Source organism: Nostoc sp. (assembly GCF_036917935.1).
GTDB lineage: Bacteria > Cyanobacteriota > Cyanobacteriia > Cyanobacteriales > Nostocaceae > Nostoc.
This window is the reverse complement of record NZ_JBALEL010000065.1, coordinates 1-17,315: the sequence shown is the minus strand read 5'-3', so window position 1 is coordinate 17,315 and position 17,315 is coordinate 1. Positions and strand designations below refer to the sequence as shown.

The window sequence follows — 17,315 nt, the reverse complement described above, 5'->3', positions numbered from 1 at the left end:
TGTCTGGCATATTTTGTTTTGAGCAACCAAACCTCTTGCAAAATTCCCTTCACGCGGTAGAATAACGAAATTTTGCAAGAGGTCTAATCATGAAACCATTTCTTTTTGTAACAGACTTGGATGACACCCTCGTATACCGGACTGTGGGCGATGACAGCGCTTTACCAGAACTAAATCAACTCCTGAAGAGACATCGCCAAGAATACGGCACTAAAATTGTTTATTCTACCGGGCGATCGCCTGTACTTTACAAACAACTCCAAGCTCAAAAAAATCTTTTGCAACCGGATGCCCTCGTTCTTTCCGTGGGTACAGAAATTTACCTTGATGGCACTGATACTCCAGACTCAGGTTGGTCAGAAATCCTCTCTCCGGGATGGGAACGGGAAACTGTATTATCCATTACAAAAAAATATCCTGAGTTAGTTCGGCAACCAGATTCAGAACAGCGTCCCTTCAAAGTGAGTTTTTTCCTAAAACAAGAAGCATCTGCAAATGTTCTCCCACAACTTGAAGCAGAGTTGCAGAAATCTAAATTAAATGTAAAGTTAATCTACAGTAGCGATATTGACCTTGACATTGTACCCCATAGCAGCGATAAAGGTCAGGCAATGCAGTTTTTACGCCAGAAGTGGAAATTTGCAGCAGAACAAACAGTTGTCTGTGGTGATTCAGGTAATGATATTGCTTTATTTGCTGTAGGCAACGAACGGGGAATCATTGTGGGGAATGCCCGAAAAGAGTTACTCCAATGGCACAATGAGTATCCCGCTGACTACCGCTACCTGGCTTCATGTTTTTGTGCAGGTGGAATTATTGAAGGCTTAAATTATTTTGGTCTCTTGTAATGATTAGTTATCTAAAAGGTATAGTCGCTGGTATCCAAACAATTGGCGCTAATCGCGTGATTCTGACTCTGGAAGTGAATGGCTTGGGGTATGATTTGCAAGTTCCCCAACGGCTAGCAAACCACTTACCAGAGTCGGGAGGAGTGACGCAAATTTTTACCCATTTGCAAATTCGCGAAGAAGTGCCCTTTCTATATGGCTTTGCTTCGCCATCCGAACGCGATTTATTTCGTCACTTGCTGACTGTCACAGGTATTGGTGCAGCCTTAGCGATCGCCCTCTTGGACACTCTGGAACTACCAGATTTAGTCCAAGCAATTATCGCTGGCAATACACAAATCTTAATTCAGGCTCCTGGTGTGGGCAAAAAAATCGCTGAACGCATCTGTTTGGAACTGAAAAGCAAATTGGTCGAGTGGCGCAAATCAGCCGGGTTCTTCGTCGCCACAGGCGGGCCAGCACCAGGAATTCTCGAAGAGGTGCAAATGACCCTCTTCGCCTTGGGATATACTGCCCATGAGGTCAGTCACGCCCTGCACGTAGTCAGCGAAGACATCGGACTACCCAAAGACGCTTATGTCGAAGATTGGATTAAACAAGCGATCGCTCATCTCAGCAGCGAACAAGTTTAATTGTCATTTGTCATTGGTCATTCTCCCCCTACCTCCCCCATGCCCACCGACCCTTATGCCTGGCTAGAACAGTCCTTAGCAACAATTCATCGGGCAGACTGGTATCGTTCGGTACAACCTATTAATGGTCGTCCGGGTGCAACGGTGGTTTTAGCTGGGCAAGAGGTAATTAATTTTGCCAGCAATGACTATTTGGGATTGGCTGGGGATGAGCGGTTGATAGCAGCCGCAACAGCTGCGATCGCCGAATTTGGGACTGGTAGTACTGGTTCTAGATTACTCAGTGGGCATCGAGAATTACACAGGGAGTTAGAGTCGGCGATCGCATCTACCAAACAAACAGAAGATGCCTTGGTATTTAGTTCTGGGTATCTAGCTAATTTGGGTGCAATTACCGCCCTTGTAGGCAAGCGTGATTTAATTTTCTCTGACCAGTACAATCATTCCAGTCTGAAAAATGGAGCGATTCTCAGCGGTGCAGCAGTTGTGGAATACCCGCACTGTGATCTGGCAGTATTAAAAACTCAGTTGAGTCAACAGCGGCAAAACTACCGACGCTGTTTGATTATTACTGATACCGTCTTCAGCATGGACGGCGATTTATGTCCAATGCCCGCACTATTGGCGATCGCTGATGAGTTTAGCTGTATGCTGCTAGTCGATGAAGCTCATGCCACTGGAGTACTAGGAAAAACTGGCGCTGGGTGTGTCGAACATTTTGGGTATACAGGAAAGCAGTTGATTCAAGTTGGCACCTTGAGTAAAGCTTTGGGTAGTTTAGGCGGATACGTAGCGGGAAGTAGCGCCCTAATTGACTTTTTGCACAACCGCGCACCCACTTGGATTTACACCACTGGGCTTTCACCTGCTGATACAGGGGCGGCCTTAGCAGCAATCAAGATAGTGCAACAAGAACCGCAACGCCGTGCCCAATTGTGGGAAAATGTACATTACTTGAAACGTTTGCTGCAACAACAGTTACCTAACTTAAAATTATTGCCTTCAGAATCACCTATATTATGTTTTCAATTGCCAAGTGCTACAGATGCTCTCAAAGTTGGAAAACAGCTAAGAGATGCTGGCATTTTTGCCCCAGCAATTCGTCCTCCCACAGTCCCCACAAGTCGGATCAGAATATCTTTAATGGCAACTCATGAGGCAGCGCATATTGAAAAATTGGTAGCAGTGCTGAAGATGATATAACTGGGCATTGCGTTGTCGCAAAAGTAAGATAAGATACTTTGAAATTTAAGATATTGGATTAATTTATGAATTTCGTCAAAGTATATACTCTGACAGTTTTATTTTCAGCATTTACATTTGTTCAGGCAACTCGCGCTAATGCTATTACTGCGCCACCACTTCAGACACAAGTCAAGCAAGTAACACAGTGGTTCACTGGTTTGTTCGATAATTCCCAACAAGTGGTAACTAACCCTTCTGTTCCACTTATTACTCTCTCAAGTTGTAGTGTGGAATTGACCAATGCTAACCCTGCAACTGGAACAGAGAATATTTATCTTGAACAAAAAAGTATTAATCGCTTCCGTCTTTATTCTTTTAGCCAAGAGAATTCAGCAGTGAATCTCAGCATTCGTGCCTTTGATACAAACTATTCTGTTACTGGATTATGTAATCGACCAGAGTCGGAACATACTCTTGACTCTAGTAAAGTTTCGGCAACAAGCTGCAACTTGAAACTTTTCTGGGAACCTGCTGACTACATTGGTAATAACTTTCCTAATGGCTGCCCAACAAGTTCTGGTGGTAAGGTGGTTTCTAGTGTAACTGTCTTTAAAAATGGCATTGACTCTTTAGACAAGATTTTTGGGGCTAATGGTAATTTGCTTTTCGCTACGCCGATTGAGTTTCGCCGAGTTGACTCTATTCCTGAACCTTCCTTCACATTAGGAATACTAGCACTAGGTGTCTGGGGTACAAGCAAAACGATTTTACGCAAACACAAACAGAAATAAATTCAATCGCTTTTCTCTAAATTTTGAGAAAACCTACTGGCTAGATGCGGCTTGTGTTGGTGCATCAACGCCAATTTTAAATGTTCAGAACATTTAAAATCATCTTGATTTTGGCATTTGTTATAGCGTTTCCTAATCATACAAGGTACATCATAGTCCCCTCTCGAAGAGCGGGGAGGGGGTTGGGGGTGGGGTTCTTGTACCTCACTTAAGCGATAACCGCTATATAAACTTAAATTACAGCATCTCTTAGAGGATGTCTGAGAAGTATCAAATATTTGCTGATCCCCCCTAACCCACGCCAGTCGCTCATGGGGGAAACCCCCATCGCTTTTAGCGTCTCCCCTTGGGAGAAGACCGCGCTGGCTCCCCTTAAAAAAGGGGGAATAAGAGTTGCAAAAAAAAATTGCTTTGTTGGGTTACGCAAAGCCTCCACCCAACCTACTAGCGTAAATTACAGCATCTCTTGAAATTGAGTATTATATCATCAACAAACCGATGTTATAGATATAAAAGATTAATGGTCAGAGACTATTTATAAAGTAAATCAAAAGTTAGGGTGTGTTATGGCTTTAGCCTAACGCACCGTATTATGTGGCAGTGGGTTAGGCGCTTCAATTATCCTTTTTGTGACCAATCATATCGAAAATATGCGCCTCACACACTCTACAGAAATTTGATTTTTACTTGATAAATAACCTCTAAGCTCTGGCTTTCAATACTATATTATTGAGTAATTAACCTCTAACAAAAGAGGTTTTTTTTAAGAAAGAAAAATCTATCTGTAGACAAGTTACTAAAATTTACAAACTAACTTAGGGTATGTACAGCCTCTGCAATAAGTATTGGTTGTTCCAAGACATTTTCATGCCCCATATTCATGATTCCCAATTAGTGCGTTATAGCATTGTTGTATTAATTGTCGCACTTACATTACTGCTAATGCTGATGTTAGACCCCTCATTAAGCATGAGTGGAACTCCTTTCCTGCCGTTTTTTAGTGCTGTAACAGTGAGTGCCTGGTATGGTGGTTTGAAATCAGGGCTTTTAGCAACCGGCTTGTCTATACTACTGAGCAATTACTTCTTTCTCCCGCCAGTTTTTGAGCTAAGTTTTGATTTATCAAATTCTGTGCAAATTGGGTTGTTTGCATTACAAGGATTGCTCTTTAGTGTGTTATGTGATGCATTAAAGACTGCTAAAAGGCGGGCGGATGAAAATCTCCAAAAGCTGAGAGTTAGTGAGGAGCGATTTCGATTAGCGTCAAGTAGTTTAGATATCGCGATCTTTCAGCAGGATCGCGATTTGCGATATCAGTGGATTCATAATCCTCAAGGTCTAAAAACTGTTGAGGAAATGTTAGGTAAGTCTGATGATGAATTATTTCCAGCTATAGTAGCAGAGCAATTAGGGGCAATCAAGCTGAAGGTAATAGAGACTGGTATTGCCACCCGTGAACAGGTTTATCTGACAACTTGTGGAGAAGACCGTTATTATGATTTGCTCGTTGAACCACTAAGGGATTTAGATAATAATATTCAGGGTATTGCCTGTGCAGGTGTGAATATTACTGAGTGCAAGCAGGCAGAACTAGAAAAAGCCAGGTTGCACCAGGAACTTCAGCAAGCGATTCAGCAAAAAGACGAATCTCTGGCTTTAATCAATGCTTGGGTTACTAGTTCACCAGTGGCGCTGGCTTTTCTCGATACTGAACTTCGCTACATTCATGCTAATGAAGCGCTAGCCGCCATTAACGGTGTATCCCAAACTCAACATATTGGTCGCACCTTTAGGGAAGTACTGCCGGAATGGGCGGCACAAATTGAGCCTGTGTTTGAGCAAGTGATGGAAACTAGGCAGCCTTTACTCAACCAGGAAGTGAGCGGTGAAACCTATCCACTTGGGGTCTATCGTTATGGTCTTGTCAGCTATTATCCGGTGTGTTTGCCGGATGGACGGTTGTTGGGAGTAGGCATTAGTTCAATTGATATTACTCAACTGAAACAAACTGAGCAAGCACTGCAAGAAAGCGAAGCGAAGTTTCGTAGCGTGGTGGAGTCAAACATGATTGGTATTGGCTTCTGGGACAAAGATGGTACGATTACAGACGCTAACGATGCCTTGCTAAATATGGTGGGTTATACCCGTGAAGAATTAGTTTCTGGAAAAATTAGCTGGCAAAAGTTGACTCCTACAGAATACTTACCACTTGATAAGCAAGCACTAACTCAATTTCAACACAGTTCCTTTTGCGCCCCGTTCGAGAAGGTATATGTTCGTAAAGACGGCTCACGCTTCCCAATTTTGGCAGGTGGTAGCCATTTTGAAGGGACTGTAGATCGAGGAGCTTTTTTTGTTCTCGATATTACAGAGCGCAAGCAGGCCGAAGAAAGACTGTGCTATATTGCCCAAATTAGTAGTTTACTCTCTAATTCGCTAGATTATGAACAAACCTTAGAACAGATCGCCAAAATCTCAGTTCCCCAGCTTGCTGATTGGTGTAGCGTTGACATTTTAAATGAAGATGGTTCCATTCGCCGCCTACCTATTGCCCATGCAGACCCATCGAAAGCGGAGTTGGCGCGTAAACTTCAGGAATATGTAACAGATTATAAAACTGCAAGTGCAATTACTAGAGTACTGCAAACCGGGCAAAGCGAATTAATCTCAGAGGTATCTGACTCGCTATTAGTGGCAAGTACTCAGAATCAGGAACACTTAGAACTTGTTCGGCAATTGGGGATGAAGTCTGTGATGATTGTGCCGTTAGTCGCAAAAGGGCGAGTACTCGGTAGCATCACCTTTGTCACCACTCAATCAGACCGTCGCTACGATCGCTCTGACCTAACTTTAGCAACAGATATTACCCATCGTGCTGCCTTAGCAGTGGAAAATGCGCGACTTTATCGAGATATCCACCAGGCTTTAATCCATTATGCCGAATCTCTATCTCTTCTAGATGCGCTGCTAGAAGCTGCTCCTGTTGCCGTATGCTTTTTGGATGGGGAACTGCGATATATCCGAATTAATCAAGTTTTCGCTGACATTAACGGTTTGACTATAGAAGAACATCTAGGACGCAAATTTAGGGAAGTGTTGCCAGCGATGGCGGCTGAGTTAGAGCTACAGTTACAGCGCGTGTTAGATACTGGAGAACCGCTGCTGAATATGGAAATCAGCGGTGAGACAAGGGGACAACTAGGACGTTACGGTTACTGGCTGGGGAACTATTACCCGGTTAATAACGCAATGGATGAAACGGTAGGAATTGGAATTATTTTGGCAGATGTGACAGCAGCAAAGCAAACAGAAGTTGCTCTGCGAGAAAGCGAAGAAAGGTTTCGGGCAATGTTCAACCAGGCTGCTGTGGGCATTGCTCTAGTAGCGTTGGATGGACGATTTCTGCAAATTAATCCTGCTTTGTGCGAAATTACTGGGTATAGCCATGAAGAGTTAATTCAAATCAACTTTCAGGAAATTAACCACCCTGACGACTTAGCAGTTGATTGGGAAAATGCTCAGCGAGTTTTAGCAAAAGAAATTAGTGGTTATTCTCTAGAGAAACGCTACATCCGCAAAGATGGTTCTATCGTTTGGGTAAATCTAACTTCATCAGCAGTTTGGGATGCTAACGGACAACCAATGTATGCATTAGGGATTATTGAGGATATTAGCCATCGCAAACGAGTTGAAGCCACCCAAAACTTTTTAGTTGAAGCTAGCACCTTACTCGCGGCCTCATTAGATTATGAAACCACCTTAGAAAATGTGGCTAATCTAGCAGTTCCAACTTTAGCCGATTTGTGTATTGTAGATGTCTTCCAGGAAAATTGGTCAAGTAAACAAATTGCGATCGCAATTGCCGATCCCACAAAACTAAATATTTTAGACGAAATCCGCCGACGTTATCGACCCAAAACCAAAGCCAAACAGCTTGTGCAGCAGCTAATGCTGGGAATATCTGTCTTTTATCCCGAATTATCTGACTCTCATCTTTTACAGATGGCTGAAGACAAGGAACATCTGCAATTGCTGCAAAGTCTGGGTATTCGTTCTCTAATGGTGATTCCAGTTCGTTCCCGTGGGCAATTATTTGGAGCAATCTCTTTTTTTACCGCCGAGTCAGGTCGGCAGTACAAACAAACAGACTTGGCTTTAGCAGAGGATATTGCTCGTCGGGCGGCGACAGCGATCGACAATGCCAGACTTTACCAGGAAACTGAACGGTCTGTCAATCGCACACTACTTTTACAAAGAATAACTGCTGCCCTCTCGGAAGCCCTAACTCCCCAACAGGTCGCTGATGTAGTGGTGAACCAAGGGATTGCCGCTTTGTCAGCCACTGCTGGCTCCGTTGTCTTACTTACTGACAGAGGTACTGAACTGAAAATTGTGCAAGCAATTGGCTATCCCCAATCAATCATAGATACTTGGGCAAGTTTTCCGATCGCAGCACCTAACCAAATCGCGGAAACAGTCAGAACAAGAGCGCCGATTTTTTTAGAAAATTTAGCAGCCCTGATTGCTAAATATCCCAACTTAGCCGATGCTGTAGCTCTTACAGGAAATAATGCCTGGGCTTCCATTCCCTTGATAGCAGAAGGCAAAATAATTGGGGCACTAGGATTAAGCTTTACCACTGGACAAATATTTAACGAAGAAGACCGGGGATTTATGTTGACATTGGGACAACAGTGTGCCCAAGCGATCGCCCGCGCTCAACTTTACGAAGCCGAAAAGACCGCAAGGGCACAAGCTGAGACAGCCAACCGGATTAAAGATGAATTTCTCGCTGTCCTTTCCCATGAACTGCGAACTCCCTTGAATCCGATTTTAGGGTGGGCAAAGTTACTCAGAACCCGCAAGTTCGACGAAGCTACTAAAATCCGAGCATTGGAGACAATCGAGCGGAATGCCAAGTTACAAACCCAATTGATTGGAGATTTACTAGATGTTTCGCGGATTTTACAAGGTAAAGTCAGGTTAAATCTCTATGCAGTGGATTTGAAAATAGCGATCGCAGCTGCATTAGAAACGGTACGTTTAGCAGCAGAAGCCAAATCAATTCAAATTCAAATGCTGTTAAGTAATGATATCGGCAAAGTTCTCGGCGATAGCGATCGCTTGCAACAAGTGATGTGGAATCTCCTCTCTAATGCCGTTAAATTCACACCCACAGAAGGATTTGTAGAAGTGCGTCTAGAACAAGTTGGTTTAGATGCCCAAATCCAGGTAATTGATACAGGTAAAGGAATTAATCCAGAATTTTTGCCCTACGTCTTTGATTACTTCCGCCAAGCAGATGCCAAAACAACCAGAGTCTTTGGCGGACTGGGATTGGGACTAGCAATTGTGCGTCATCTAGTAGAACTTCACGGGGGTACAGTTCAGGCAGAGAGTTTGGGAGAAGGACAAGGGGCAACCTTCACAGTTAAACTACCCTTGCTCAAAAATTCTGAGTTGCGAGTTAGCAGTAGTGATGCTTCTCAAGCAGAACTCAGTGCTGAGGAAACATTACTTGCGGGAGTGCAAATCTTGCTTGTGGACGATCAAGCTGATGTGCGAGAGTTTTTTAGCTTTGCGCTGGAACAATATGGCGCGACTGTAACGGCAGTTGAATCAGCAGATGAAGCCCTGCAAACATTAGTGCAGTCAAAGCCAGATATCCTCTTAAGCGATATTGGAATGCCCTTGATGGATGGGTATATGTTGCTGCGCGAGGTGAGAAAATTACCGCCAGAACAAGGCGGACAAATTCCCGCGATCGCTTTGACCGCTTATGCGGGAGAACTTAATTATAATCAAGCAATAGCCGCAGGATTTCAAAAGCACCTACCTAAACCCGTCGATCCAGTCGATTTAGCTACAGCGATCGTTAATCTTATATCAAGTTCGGATAATTAGTTATGATTTTTACAGTCATTGCACCTCACCCCAAAGCTGTGCTTTGGGGTGGGGTTATTCGAGTTTAATAACTAATCACTCGAACTTAATATTACAAGTGGAATATATTTTTGATTTTTCTTCAGAAATTTGCCGTTTGCAAATTGATGTTATAAATTGGTGCTCAGGTTTTAATCTAAATTTATTTACCAATGGAAACCCAACTATTCACTTCAACCACACAAGAAACTAGACCTACCAAGACGAAAAAACAGTCTTTTCTTGGTAGGAGTATTGGTACTCCTAAAGTACCATTCCGTAAATGCAATAAAATAGCACAACAGCATGAGTTACTGAGTGACTGGGAAGACGCAAGTTAATTTAGTGGCCTACTTTTACACCAACTTACACTATGGTGTAGGCTAACCACATTTATCATATAGGAATCAGATTTGATTTCTGAAAAAATCTCGGTAGTCTTGTAGTGGACTGTCATGACTTTAATGTTGCAAAAAAATTGCTTTGTTGGGTGGAGGCTTTGCGTAACCCAACATCCTGATATATGTTGGGTTGCGCTCGGCTCCACCCAACCTACTAGCTTGCCCCTACTAGCTTGCCCCTGACTTGATTGCTGGGGTAAATCTAAAATCTAAAATTGTGTGACCTTCACAAAACCACATTTATCATAGCAGCGGATAGCGAGAGGATTGTCAACGTGGGGATCTATGACAATTTTATCAGCTTGCCGCTGTTCAAAAAGATAGTTGATAACTGCTGACAGCATTTTTGTACCAATTCCCTTGTTCCAGTAGTCGGTTTCGCCTATGAACAAGTCAATCGCATAGACAAAAGAATCCTTGTGTTATGGAGAAGGGAAAAAGCTATGCAGAGGAAAGTGAGCAACCTAATTCAATCCTTTACCCTTTACCCCTCTTATTTATAGAAATTGTTTAAATCAGCGATGCAATGATATTAATACTCATAGCTAAAATGGTGGTATTGAAAAAGAAAGATAATATGCCATGTAACAGAGTCAAACGCCTCATATCGGGTGATGTCGTCTGTACATCTGAAACTTGACTAGTCATGCCAATTACAAAAGAATAATATAAAAATTCCCAGTAGTCTGGATAGTCGTTATTAGGAAAATCTAAACCTCTGGTGATTTCTTGACTATTATTACGACTAATATATTTGTAATAGCTGTGTGCATATTGCACTGCAAACATCGTATGCACTAGTAACCAGGAACCGACAATGGTCATAATTGAAAGTATGACATGTAGGATAAGCAGAATTGTTGACAATCCTTTTTTATCAGTTAGTAAAAACCCAATGGCTAAAACACTGGCACAAGCCGCAGCAATCACCAGCATGAATATAGCTAAATGTCCTTCATATTCACTCTCAGCATAACGGCGAATTTTTTCTGGGTTAGCCTTGAGCATCTTCCACCAAGTTACGGCTAAGAAAAAGTCAGTACCGGAGTTCCAAGCGCAGAGAATGCGAGTAGGTAAGTGCAGCCAAAGCGGAAGGATTACTGAAACTAATACCGCAAGTCCGACAGCAATGATTAGTCGGGGACGGGAGTCAAAGTTTTTAAATAAATTAAGTTTCACAAATATTGCGATCGCAGAGTTTAACTAATTCGTAATTCGTAATCTTTGGTGAACGATTCGCGTCTAATTGTAAAGTCATTAGTTTTTGAGCTAATCGTCATTCCAGATTTGGTTAGGGTATGAATTCACATACTTATATTAATAATATCGGCTCTTTGATAAAATCTAATACTAGAAACTTACCGTTGCTAATACCTAAATTATTCGGTCGTTTACCAGCAAAAACCATAGTTACATCTTTGCGTAAGTGATATAAGTACACTGTCACACATTTGTTTTCATCAGTGTAATACTTTGCGGTGATTGCATCTTCTGGCAAATGACAGATTCACTAAAACATCGGTGATGCGATCGCTCTATGATCCGGTAAGTATCGTCTAGACGAAAACAGATTTATGACGCAAACAATTTCAATCAACAACTCTGGGCGCTTGCAACTCACACCGCTAGAAATCCCATCCCGTCTGCTGTTGGGGCCAGGGCCTTCTAATGCCCATCCCACAGTTCTCCAAGCGATGAATACCTCACCCGTTGGGCATCTTGATCCAGCTTTTCTCGCACTCATGGATGAAATTCAGTCGTTGCTACGCTACGTATGGCAAACAGAAAACTCACTTACGATTGCAGTCAGTGGTACGGGAACAGCCGCAATGGAAGCAACCATCGCCAATGCTGTAGAACCCGGTGATGTGGTTTTAATTGGTGTAGCTGGTTACTTTGGTAATCGCCTCGTGGATATGGCTGGACGTTATGGCGCTGATGTGCGAACCATTACCAAACCTTGGGGACAAGTCTTTAACTTAGATGAACTGCAAACTGCCTTAAAAACTCATCGTCCAGCTATCTTAGCTCTAGTTCATGCCGAAACTTCCACAGGCGCACGTCAACCATTGGAAGGAGTCGCTGATTTATGTCGTGAATTTGGTACTTTGCTACTAGTAGATACGGTGACAAGTTTGGGTGGTGTCCCCTTGTTTTTGGATGCTTGGGGAGTTGACCTAGCTTATAGTTGTAGCCAAAAAGGGTTAGGTTGCCCGCCTGGTGCTTCTCCCTTTACCATGAGTTCGCGTGTAGTTGAGAAATTGCAACAGCGCCAGACGAAAGTCGCAAACTGGTATTTAGATATGTTGTTGCTGGGCAAGTATTGGGGCGCTGAACGCACCTATCACCACACAGCACCGATTAATTTATACTATGCATTGCGGGAAGCACTACGTTTACTTGCAGAAGAGGGATTAGCAAATTCCTGGCAGCGGCATCAAAAGAACGTAGAATATCTCTGGGAAGGTTTAGAGAATTTAGGACTGAGTATGCACGTTGAGCAAGAGTATAGACTGCCAACGCTTACTACTGTCTGCATTCCAGCCGGGGTAGATGGTAAAGCGATCGCTCGGCAGTTACTCAATGAACATAATATTGAAATTGGCGGTGGTCTTGGCGAACTCGCTGGTAAAGTTTGGCGCGTGGGATTGATGGGCTTTAATAGTCGAAAGGAAAGCGTTGACCAACTTTTAGCAGCACTACAGCAGGTTTTACCTAAGTAGTTTTTGCGTATCAGGTGCGTTAAAAGTAGCTTAACGCACCAAACAAAAAGAGCATAGGCGTAGCCCGCCGTAGGCATTGCGCTAAAATTGTTTAAGAATTAAAGGAAAGTCGATACTTTACACTTACTCTTTTTACTTATCCCAAAAATTAAAGAAAGAGCAGGTTAATTTTTGCAGGTCAATACAATCGCATTGTTAGTTGATGCAATGGCATTGTTAGTTGATGCAATGGCATTGTTAGTTGATGCAATGCCATTGTTAGTTGATGCAATGGCATTGTTAGTTGATGCAATGGCATTGTTAGTTGATGCAATGGCATTGTTAGTCGATGCAATGGCATTGTCAGTTGATGCAATGGCATTGTTAGTCGAAACAATCACATTGTCAGTCATTGCACCCCACCCCTCAATCCCCTCCCCGATGTTTTGGCTACGGTGTACACACAAGTCGAAAAAAGCTCGATTCTCATTGTTTTCTCGTTCCCAGGCGGAGCCTGGGAATGGCTGATTAGAGGCTCTGCCTCCAGTTAGACATTGAGTCAGAGACTCAATGAATGCATTCCCAGGCTCCGCCTGGGAACGAGTCAAGCCAAATCACGCAAGGTTTTTAGGACTTGTGTGTACACCGTAGCCGATGCTTTGGGGAGGGGAGACAAAGCGTAGCTTTGGCGGGGTGGGGTTCTTGGGGTCCATTAATATCTGTTGAGTATTCCTCACTAACTTCACTGCGAGAAAAAACCAACAACCAGCAGAGGCAAGAGTATTAAGATAGACACAATCAAAACGAGGGTTAACCAACAGCACTCAATAAGCTTTCCATAGCTCACATTCACTCATCTTTTCTTACTTTTATTTCTTCCAAGGCAATTTAGTCCCCATTTCAGTCAATGCGGAGAAGACGAGATAGAGAATCAGTAACCCAACGCCCACAAAGAAAGCCAGTAAATCGTTATCCATAAATGCTATTTGCTAAAACTTCGCTAATCATAGCGGAATCATCTAATCTTTAGCATTTTTCTACAGCCCTACAATCTTTGGTCTTCTGGGTGCAAACTGTACCAACCATGCCAGTGACGAACTGCTAGCCAAACCGCTGAAAGCAAACCAGCCAAACTAAGGGTTAGTCCGCTAAACGGTACTAATAATCCAAAAATAGGTAGCACTGCCCCAGCAATAGTAGCGACGATCGCAGCCAGGGAAGCACTGCGGCTAGCTCCCAATCCCCATGTTAAAATTAGTAAGATGATAGAAATTAAAGTCCAAGCCAACTGAGCATTGATAACGCGAGCTAGATAGGTCAAAGTCAATAGACAAGCAAAGAAAATACTACCAGCGATCGCAATATTTTTGAAACTCATTGGCAATGACAAATATAACAACAATATCCACCACAAAAATATTGCCGGTGCTAGTAACAAAAGCCGGGGAATGATGCCAGTATGACGAATGGGGTCGGTGTTAGTAAATACTCCAAATGGATTTTTGACTGAAACATTATCGTCAAATTTCCAAGTAAACTTAGTACTACGTCCATCAACTTTAATCTCATTTGGTACAACACCACTAGCAAAATCAGCCGGAGCAAAGTTGGCAATTGCTGTGAGGCGAAAATTAGAAAGCAACTGTCCTGCTGCACTATAAACCCAGCGCGGCCCTCCTTGAGCCTGATAGGTGACTCTAAAGGTGGTTTCTTCCCCTGGTTGCAGCCGGAAAGGAAAGCCATAGTCTCCCGGATTGGTTTGTTGTAGCCTTATACCGTTACGCTCTACTTTGTAGCCAGCAAGCAGTGTGTAGCCATCAGGCGGCGGTGTTTCAAAAAAGAAATTATTAATATCCTTGAGTTGGTTAACTACTTTATAATCAGCAGTGTATTCCACGCGATAAATTGAACTGCGACCTGGAACATCTACGCTTTGATCTAGCTTGACTTGAATTTGCGAACCACCCAGCGTTAAGAAGCGGCTAATCTCTCGCGTATCATTGACTTTGACTATTTTGCCATTAGCTTGCGTAGTATAAGAATATGGCTCCTGGGTAGTGTAGCGCACTTGCGGGGCAGATTGTTCGAGCTTTTCACCTGCGACACTTTCAGCCACTTGAGTCACCCTTGTTTGTTCCCAGTAGTGATAACGATTGCTCAAAGTTGAACAGAGAAAAAATCCCGGTACTAGCAGAACTAATATTAGAGTTAAATGCTGTAATCCCCGCAACAGTTGGGAATAACGAACAGCCCATTCGCCAATGAATATAAATTGTTCCGGCTGGTTGCGACGCAGAGAAAAACTTATCAGTGCGATCGCAACTCCCAAAGCTACAACCAAAAATACTAATAACAGTGAAGCTTTGAGCGCCTGGGTTCCAAATTGGACAAGCTCAACTGGATGCGTCAAATCGGGTAATCCGGGAATACCTTGAGCAGAAGATGACATTGGTTGATTTTTACAGAGTTTGGAGAACCAGACCAATAAAATCTCTTAAAAGTTTCTGGACAATAGTTTTATTTGATACGCGGACAGTTTCAAGAAGTGCTGCGTAGGCATCGCTCTGTCCCTGAATTGCTTAACTGCAACTTAGTATAAACATCAAAAACCCGGTCTTCATGACCGGGTTTTTGAGCGGAAACAATGAGGATATATTCCCCGAAGGTTAGTTATAGAAGTTCAGTATAATCTCGATGCTCTAATATGTACTACCACGCCGTTGTTACCGATTCCGGAAAATTAGCTAAGAAATTTTGACTAGCCTTCGTTGATCTCCCAAAATACAGCAACCTACTGGTAGCGTCAGCGTGTAGGATTGATAAATATTAATTTTCCGGCTTTTGCTGATGAACAATGCATTTGGTAGCTGGCAAGAATGGCTAACAGTATTCACCTATCTAGGTTTCACCGTCTTCATTATCTGGCGCGTGTTTACCGCCGAGAAGAATTAAAAAAGCTGCATATCATCTCACCAGGGCCTTTTTGCTCAAAAGGCAAAACAGTCCCAGCTTCTTAAACCTTGACTCCTTCACGACAATTGTAAACCTCGGTAGGTCTTTTGACTCCATCTACGCTAACGGTTGCCCTGTATTCCCAATAATTTTTAGCACTTCGGCTGATACTGAGAATGCAAATCTGGTGGTGTAGGCGTAGCCCATTGTAGTCATCGTAATTGCGGCATACAGATGCAAAAGCCGGATTTACCACGCAGAAAGGTAGTATGAATAGCAACACAAATATTATGTATTTAATCCTGCTCATAAAAAATTATTTAACATTATTTGGAAATATGATTAAATTTTTAAACCCTTTGAGTTGAGTCAATTACTTTTCCTAGTTTGACAGACCAGAGATTGCAACTCTCTAGCACACAAAGCATGAGAGCAACAGCAAAAAAGCTCACAATACTTTATGTGCTATTTTCCGCTAAAGTTTACTAAGCTAAATTGAACCATGCTCAAACACCTCCTCTACTTTGAGGGTAAACATCTAGTGCGTCTGTTCATGTACCATACCCTAATACCAATTCGTAATATCCTGCGGGAAGCTGCACTAAGTGCGGCTATTTAATTGAGAAAGTCAGATTACATCTGGCTGGGTTTCCACCATTTGTATCTGTAGTCTTATTTTGGAGAATTGATATAACAACAAATGTGCAAAAAAAGTCAGTCGTAAGGACGATAAAATTGCAACCAAAAACAAATTTTGAGCAATCTTGGATTACACGCTGTTGTGCAGCAATACTGCTCTTTGGTCAAGTGTGGCTACATTTACTCCAGGGAAAAACGTACTATCGCAAGATTTTGCAACATCTTGTTACCGCCGGTCCAGGTTCTATCTCTCCAGTTCTCCTTGTCAGCGGTTTTGCAGGAATGATTTTTACTATTCAAACAGCGAGGGAATTAGTGCGATTTGGGGCTGTCGATGCAGTGGGAGGTGCTTTTGCCTTAGCTTTTTGTAGAGAATTGGCTCCAATTTTGACCGCTAGTATTATGGCAGGACAAGTAGGTTCTGCTTTTGCAGCAGAAATAGGTGCAATGCGAGTCACCGAGCAAATTGATGCACTTTATATGCTCAAAACTGATCCAATTGATTATCTAGTACTTCCTAGAGTAATTGCTTGTTGTTTGATGGTGCCTTTGATGACGATTTTGGCTTTAGTTACGGGCATCATCGGCGGAGTTTTTGCCGCATCAAAGTTTTACCAAATTATTCCCGAAACATTTTTAGAATCAGTCAGAAATTTTTTGCAGCCGTCAGATTTGTTTATTATTTTGCTCAAAGGGTTTGTTTTTGGAGTGCTGGTTGCTGTCATTGGCTGTAGTTGGGGTTTAACTACTAGAGGGGGAGCAAAGGAAGTAGGAGAATCTGCAACAAAAGCAGTTGTTACTAGTTGGGTATCAATTTTTATCATGGATTTTTTCCTCTCTCTACTGCTATTTGAACAGCCTGCATTTTAAACCCAAGTATTGAATAACAAGATTCCCAACTTTTTTAATAAATTGGGAATCTAAGTCAAACAATTTTGGATTTTAGATTTGCAATTTTGAATTGACTCTGCCCACAAGGGTACTTAGCTCAAGAATTTTAGATTTGCTTTCTTCTCTACGAGACACTTTGCAAACGTAGCGTTACCGAGTTATCGAGCGTCTTTTAGATTGGTTCTGTCCACAAGGGACGGGGCATGAACCAAAAATTATTTTAATCCAAAATCCAAAATCTAAAATCTAAAATTGCTAGTCAAACAATTTTGGATTTTAGATTTGCAATTTTGAATTGACTCTGCCCACAAGGGTACTTAGCTCAAGAATTTTAGATTTGCTTTCTTCTCTA

At 42.5% G+C, this 17,315-nt stretch carries 12 protein-coding genes; 8 read left to right on the top strand and 4 right to left on the bottom strand.

Annotated features, from left to right (window positions below):
• The first annotated feature begins 89 nt into the window (after positions 1–89).
• From V7K62_RS28865 to V7K62_RS28845, 5 genes are all read left to right on the top strand, one after another.
• Positions 90–848 (top strand): sucrose-phosphate phosphatase, encoded by a 759-nt coding sequence (locus V7K62_RS28865; protein WP_334870274.1) that lies wholly within the window; start codon positions 90–92, stop codon positions 846–848.
• Complete coding sequence (gene ruvA, locus V7K62_RS28860; protein WP_334870272.1) at positions 848–1,480, top strand: Holliday junction branch migration protein RuvA; 633 nt, start codon at positions 848–850, stop codon at positions 1,478–1,480. The genes V7K62_RS28865 and ruvA overlap by 1 nt, the downstream gene beginning before the upstream one ends.
• Positions 1,481–1,519: 39 nt before the next feature.
• On the top strand, positions 1,520–2,683 hold the full coding sequence (bioF, locus tag V7K62_RS28855; RefSeq protein WP_334870356.1) for an 8-amino-7-oxononanoate synthase: 1,164 nt from the start codon (positions 1,520–1,522) through the stop codon (positions 2,681–2,683).
• Between the two features lie 65 nt (positions 2,684–2,748).
• Positions 2,749–3,456, top strand: coding sequence for a chromophore lyase CpcT/CpeT (locus V7K62_RS28850; protein ID WP_334870270.1), 708 nt, complete (start codon positions 2,749–2,751; stop codon positions 3,454–3,456).
• Positions 3,457–4,323: 867 nt separating this feature from the next.
• The gene (locus tag V7K62_RS28845; RefSeq protein ID WP_334870268.1) at positions 4,324–9,360 is read left to right on the top strand and encodes a PAS domain S-box protein; all 5,037 of its coding nucleotides are present in this window, start codon (positions 4,324–4,326) and stop codon (positions 9,358–9,360) included.
• A 628-nt stretch (positions 9,361–9,988) separates the two neighbouring features.
• On the opposite strand, the gene V7K62_RS28840 is transcribed toward V7K62_RS28845, so the two are convergent.
• The 3 genes from V7K62_RS28840 to V7K62_RS28830 form a co-directional block, all read right to left on the bottom strand.
• Positions 9,989–10,177 (bottom strand): GNAT family N-acetyltransferase, encoded by a 189-nt coding sequence (locus V7K62_RS28840; protein WP_442937350.1) that lies wholly within the window; start codon positions 10,175–10,177, stop codon positions 9,989–9,991.
• Between the two features lie 112 nt (positions 10,178–10,289).
• Positions 10,290–10,958, bottom strand: coding sequence for a DUF1345 domain-containing protein (locus V7K62_RS28835; protein WP_334870266.1), 669 nt, complete (start codon positions 10,956–10,958; stop codon positions 10,290–10,292).
• A 133-nt stretch (positions 10,959–11,091) separates the two neighbouring features.
• Entirely contained in the window at positions 11,092–11,226 is a 135-nt protein-coding gene (locus V7K62_RS28830; protein ID WP_334870264.1) for a hypothetical protein, read from the bottom strand.
• A gap of 127 nt (positions 11,227–11,353) precedes the next feature.
• Between V7K62_RS28830 and V7K62_RS28825 the strand changes: the two genes are divergently transcribed.
• Together V7K62_RS28825 and V7K62_RS28820 are read left to right on the top strand one after the other, a co-directional pair.
• The gene (locus V7K62_RS28825) at positions 11,354–12,502 is read left to right on the top strand and encodes an alanine--glyoxylate aminotransferase family protein (RefSeq protein WP_334870262.1); all 1,149 of its coding nucleotides are present in this window, start codon (positions 11,354–11,356) and stop codon (positions 12,500–12,502) included.
• A 171-nt stretch (positions 12,503–12,673) separates the two neighbouring features.
• Entirely contained in the window at positions 12,674–13,009 is a 336-nt protein-coding gene (locus tag V7K62_RS28820) for a hypothetical protein (RefSeq protein ID WP_334870260.1), read from the top strand.
• A gap of 517 nt (positions 13,010–13,526) precedes the next feature.
• On the opposite strand, the gene V7K62_RS28815 is transcribed toward V7K62_RS28820, so the two are convergent.
• Positions 13,527–14,930, bottom strand: coding sequence for a hypothetical protein (locus tag V7K62_RS28815; protein ID WP_334870258.1), 1,404 nt, complete (start codon positions 14,928–14,930; stop codon positions 13,527–13,529).
• 1,238 nt (positions 14,931–16,168) lie between these two features.
• Between V7K62_RS28815 and V7K62_RS28810 the strand changes: the two genes are divergently transcribed.
• Positions 16,169–16,942, top strand: a complete 774-nt coding sequence (locus tag V7K62_RS28810) for an MlaE family ABC transporter permease (protein ID WP_334870256.1) — start codon at positions 16,169–16,171, stop codon at positions 16,940–16,942.
• Positions 16,943–17,315 lie beyond the last annotated feature (373 nt).

Bases quoted from the DNA above. Each gene is read 5' to 3' on its own strand.
- ruvA (WP_334870272.1), top strand. From the start codon at position 848: ATGATTAGTTATCTAAAAGGTATAGTCGCTGGTATCCAAACAATTGGC.
- V7K62_RS28845 (WP_334870268.1), top strand. From the start codon at position 4,324: ATGCCCCATATTCATGATTCCCAATTAGTGCGTTATAGCATTGTTGTA.
- bioF (WP_334870356.1), top strand. From the start codon at position 1,520: ATGCCCACCGACCCTTATGCCTGGCTAGAACAGTCCTTAGCAACAATT.
- V7K62_RS28865 (WP_334870274.1), top strand. From the start codon at position 90: ATGAAACCATTTCTTTTTGTAACAGACTTGGATGACACCCTCGTATAC.
- V7K62_RS28815 (WP_334870258.1), bottom strand. From the start codon at position 14,930: ATGTCATCTTCTGCTCAAGGTATTCCCGGATTACCCGATTTGACGCAT.
- V7K62_RS28850 (WP_334870270.1), top strand. From the start codon at position 2,749: ATGAATTTCGTCAAAGTATATACTCTGACAGTTTTATTTTCAGCATTT.
- V7K62_RS28825 (WP_334870262.1), top strand. From the start codon at position 11,354: ATGACGCAAACAATTTCAATCAACAACTCTGGGCGCTTGCAACTCACA.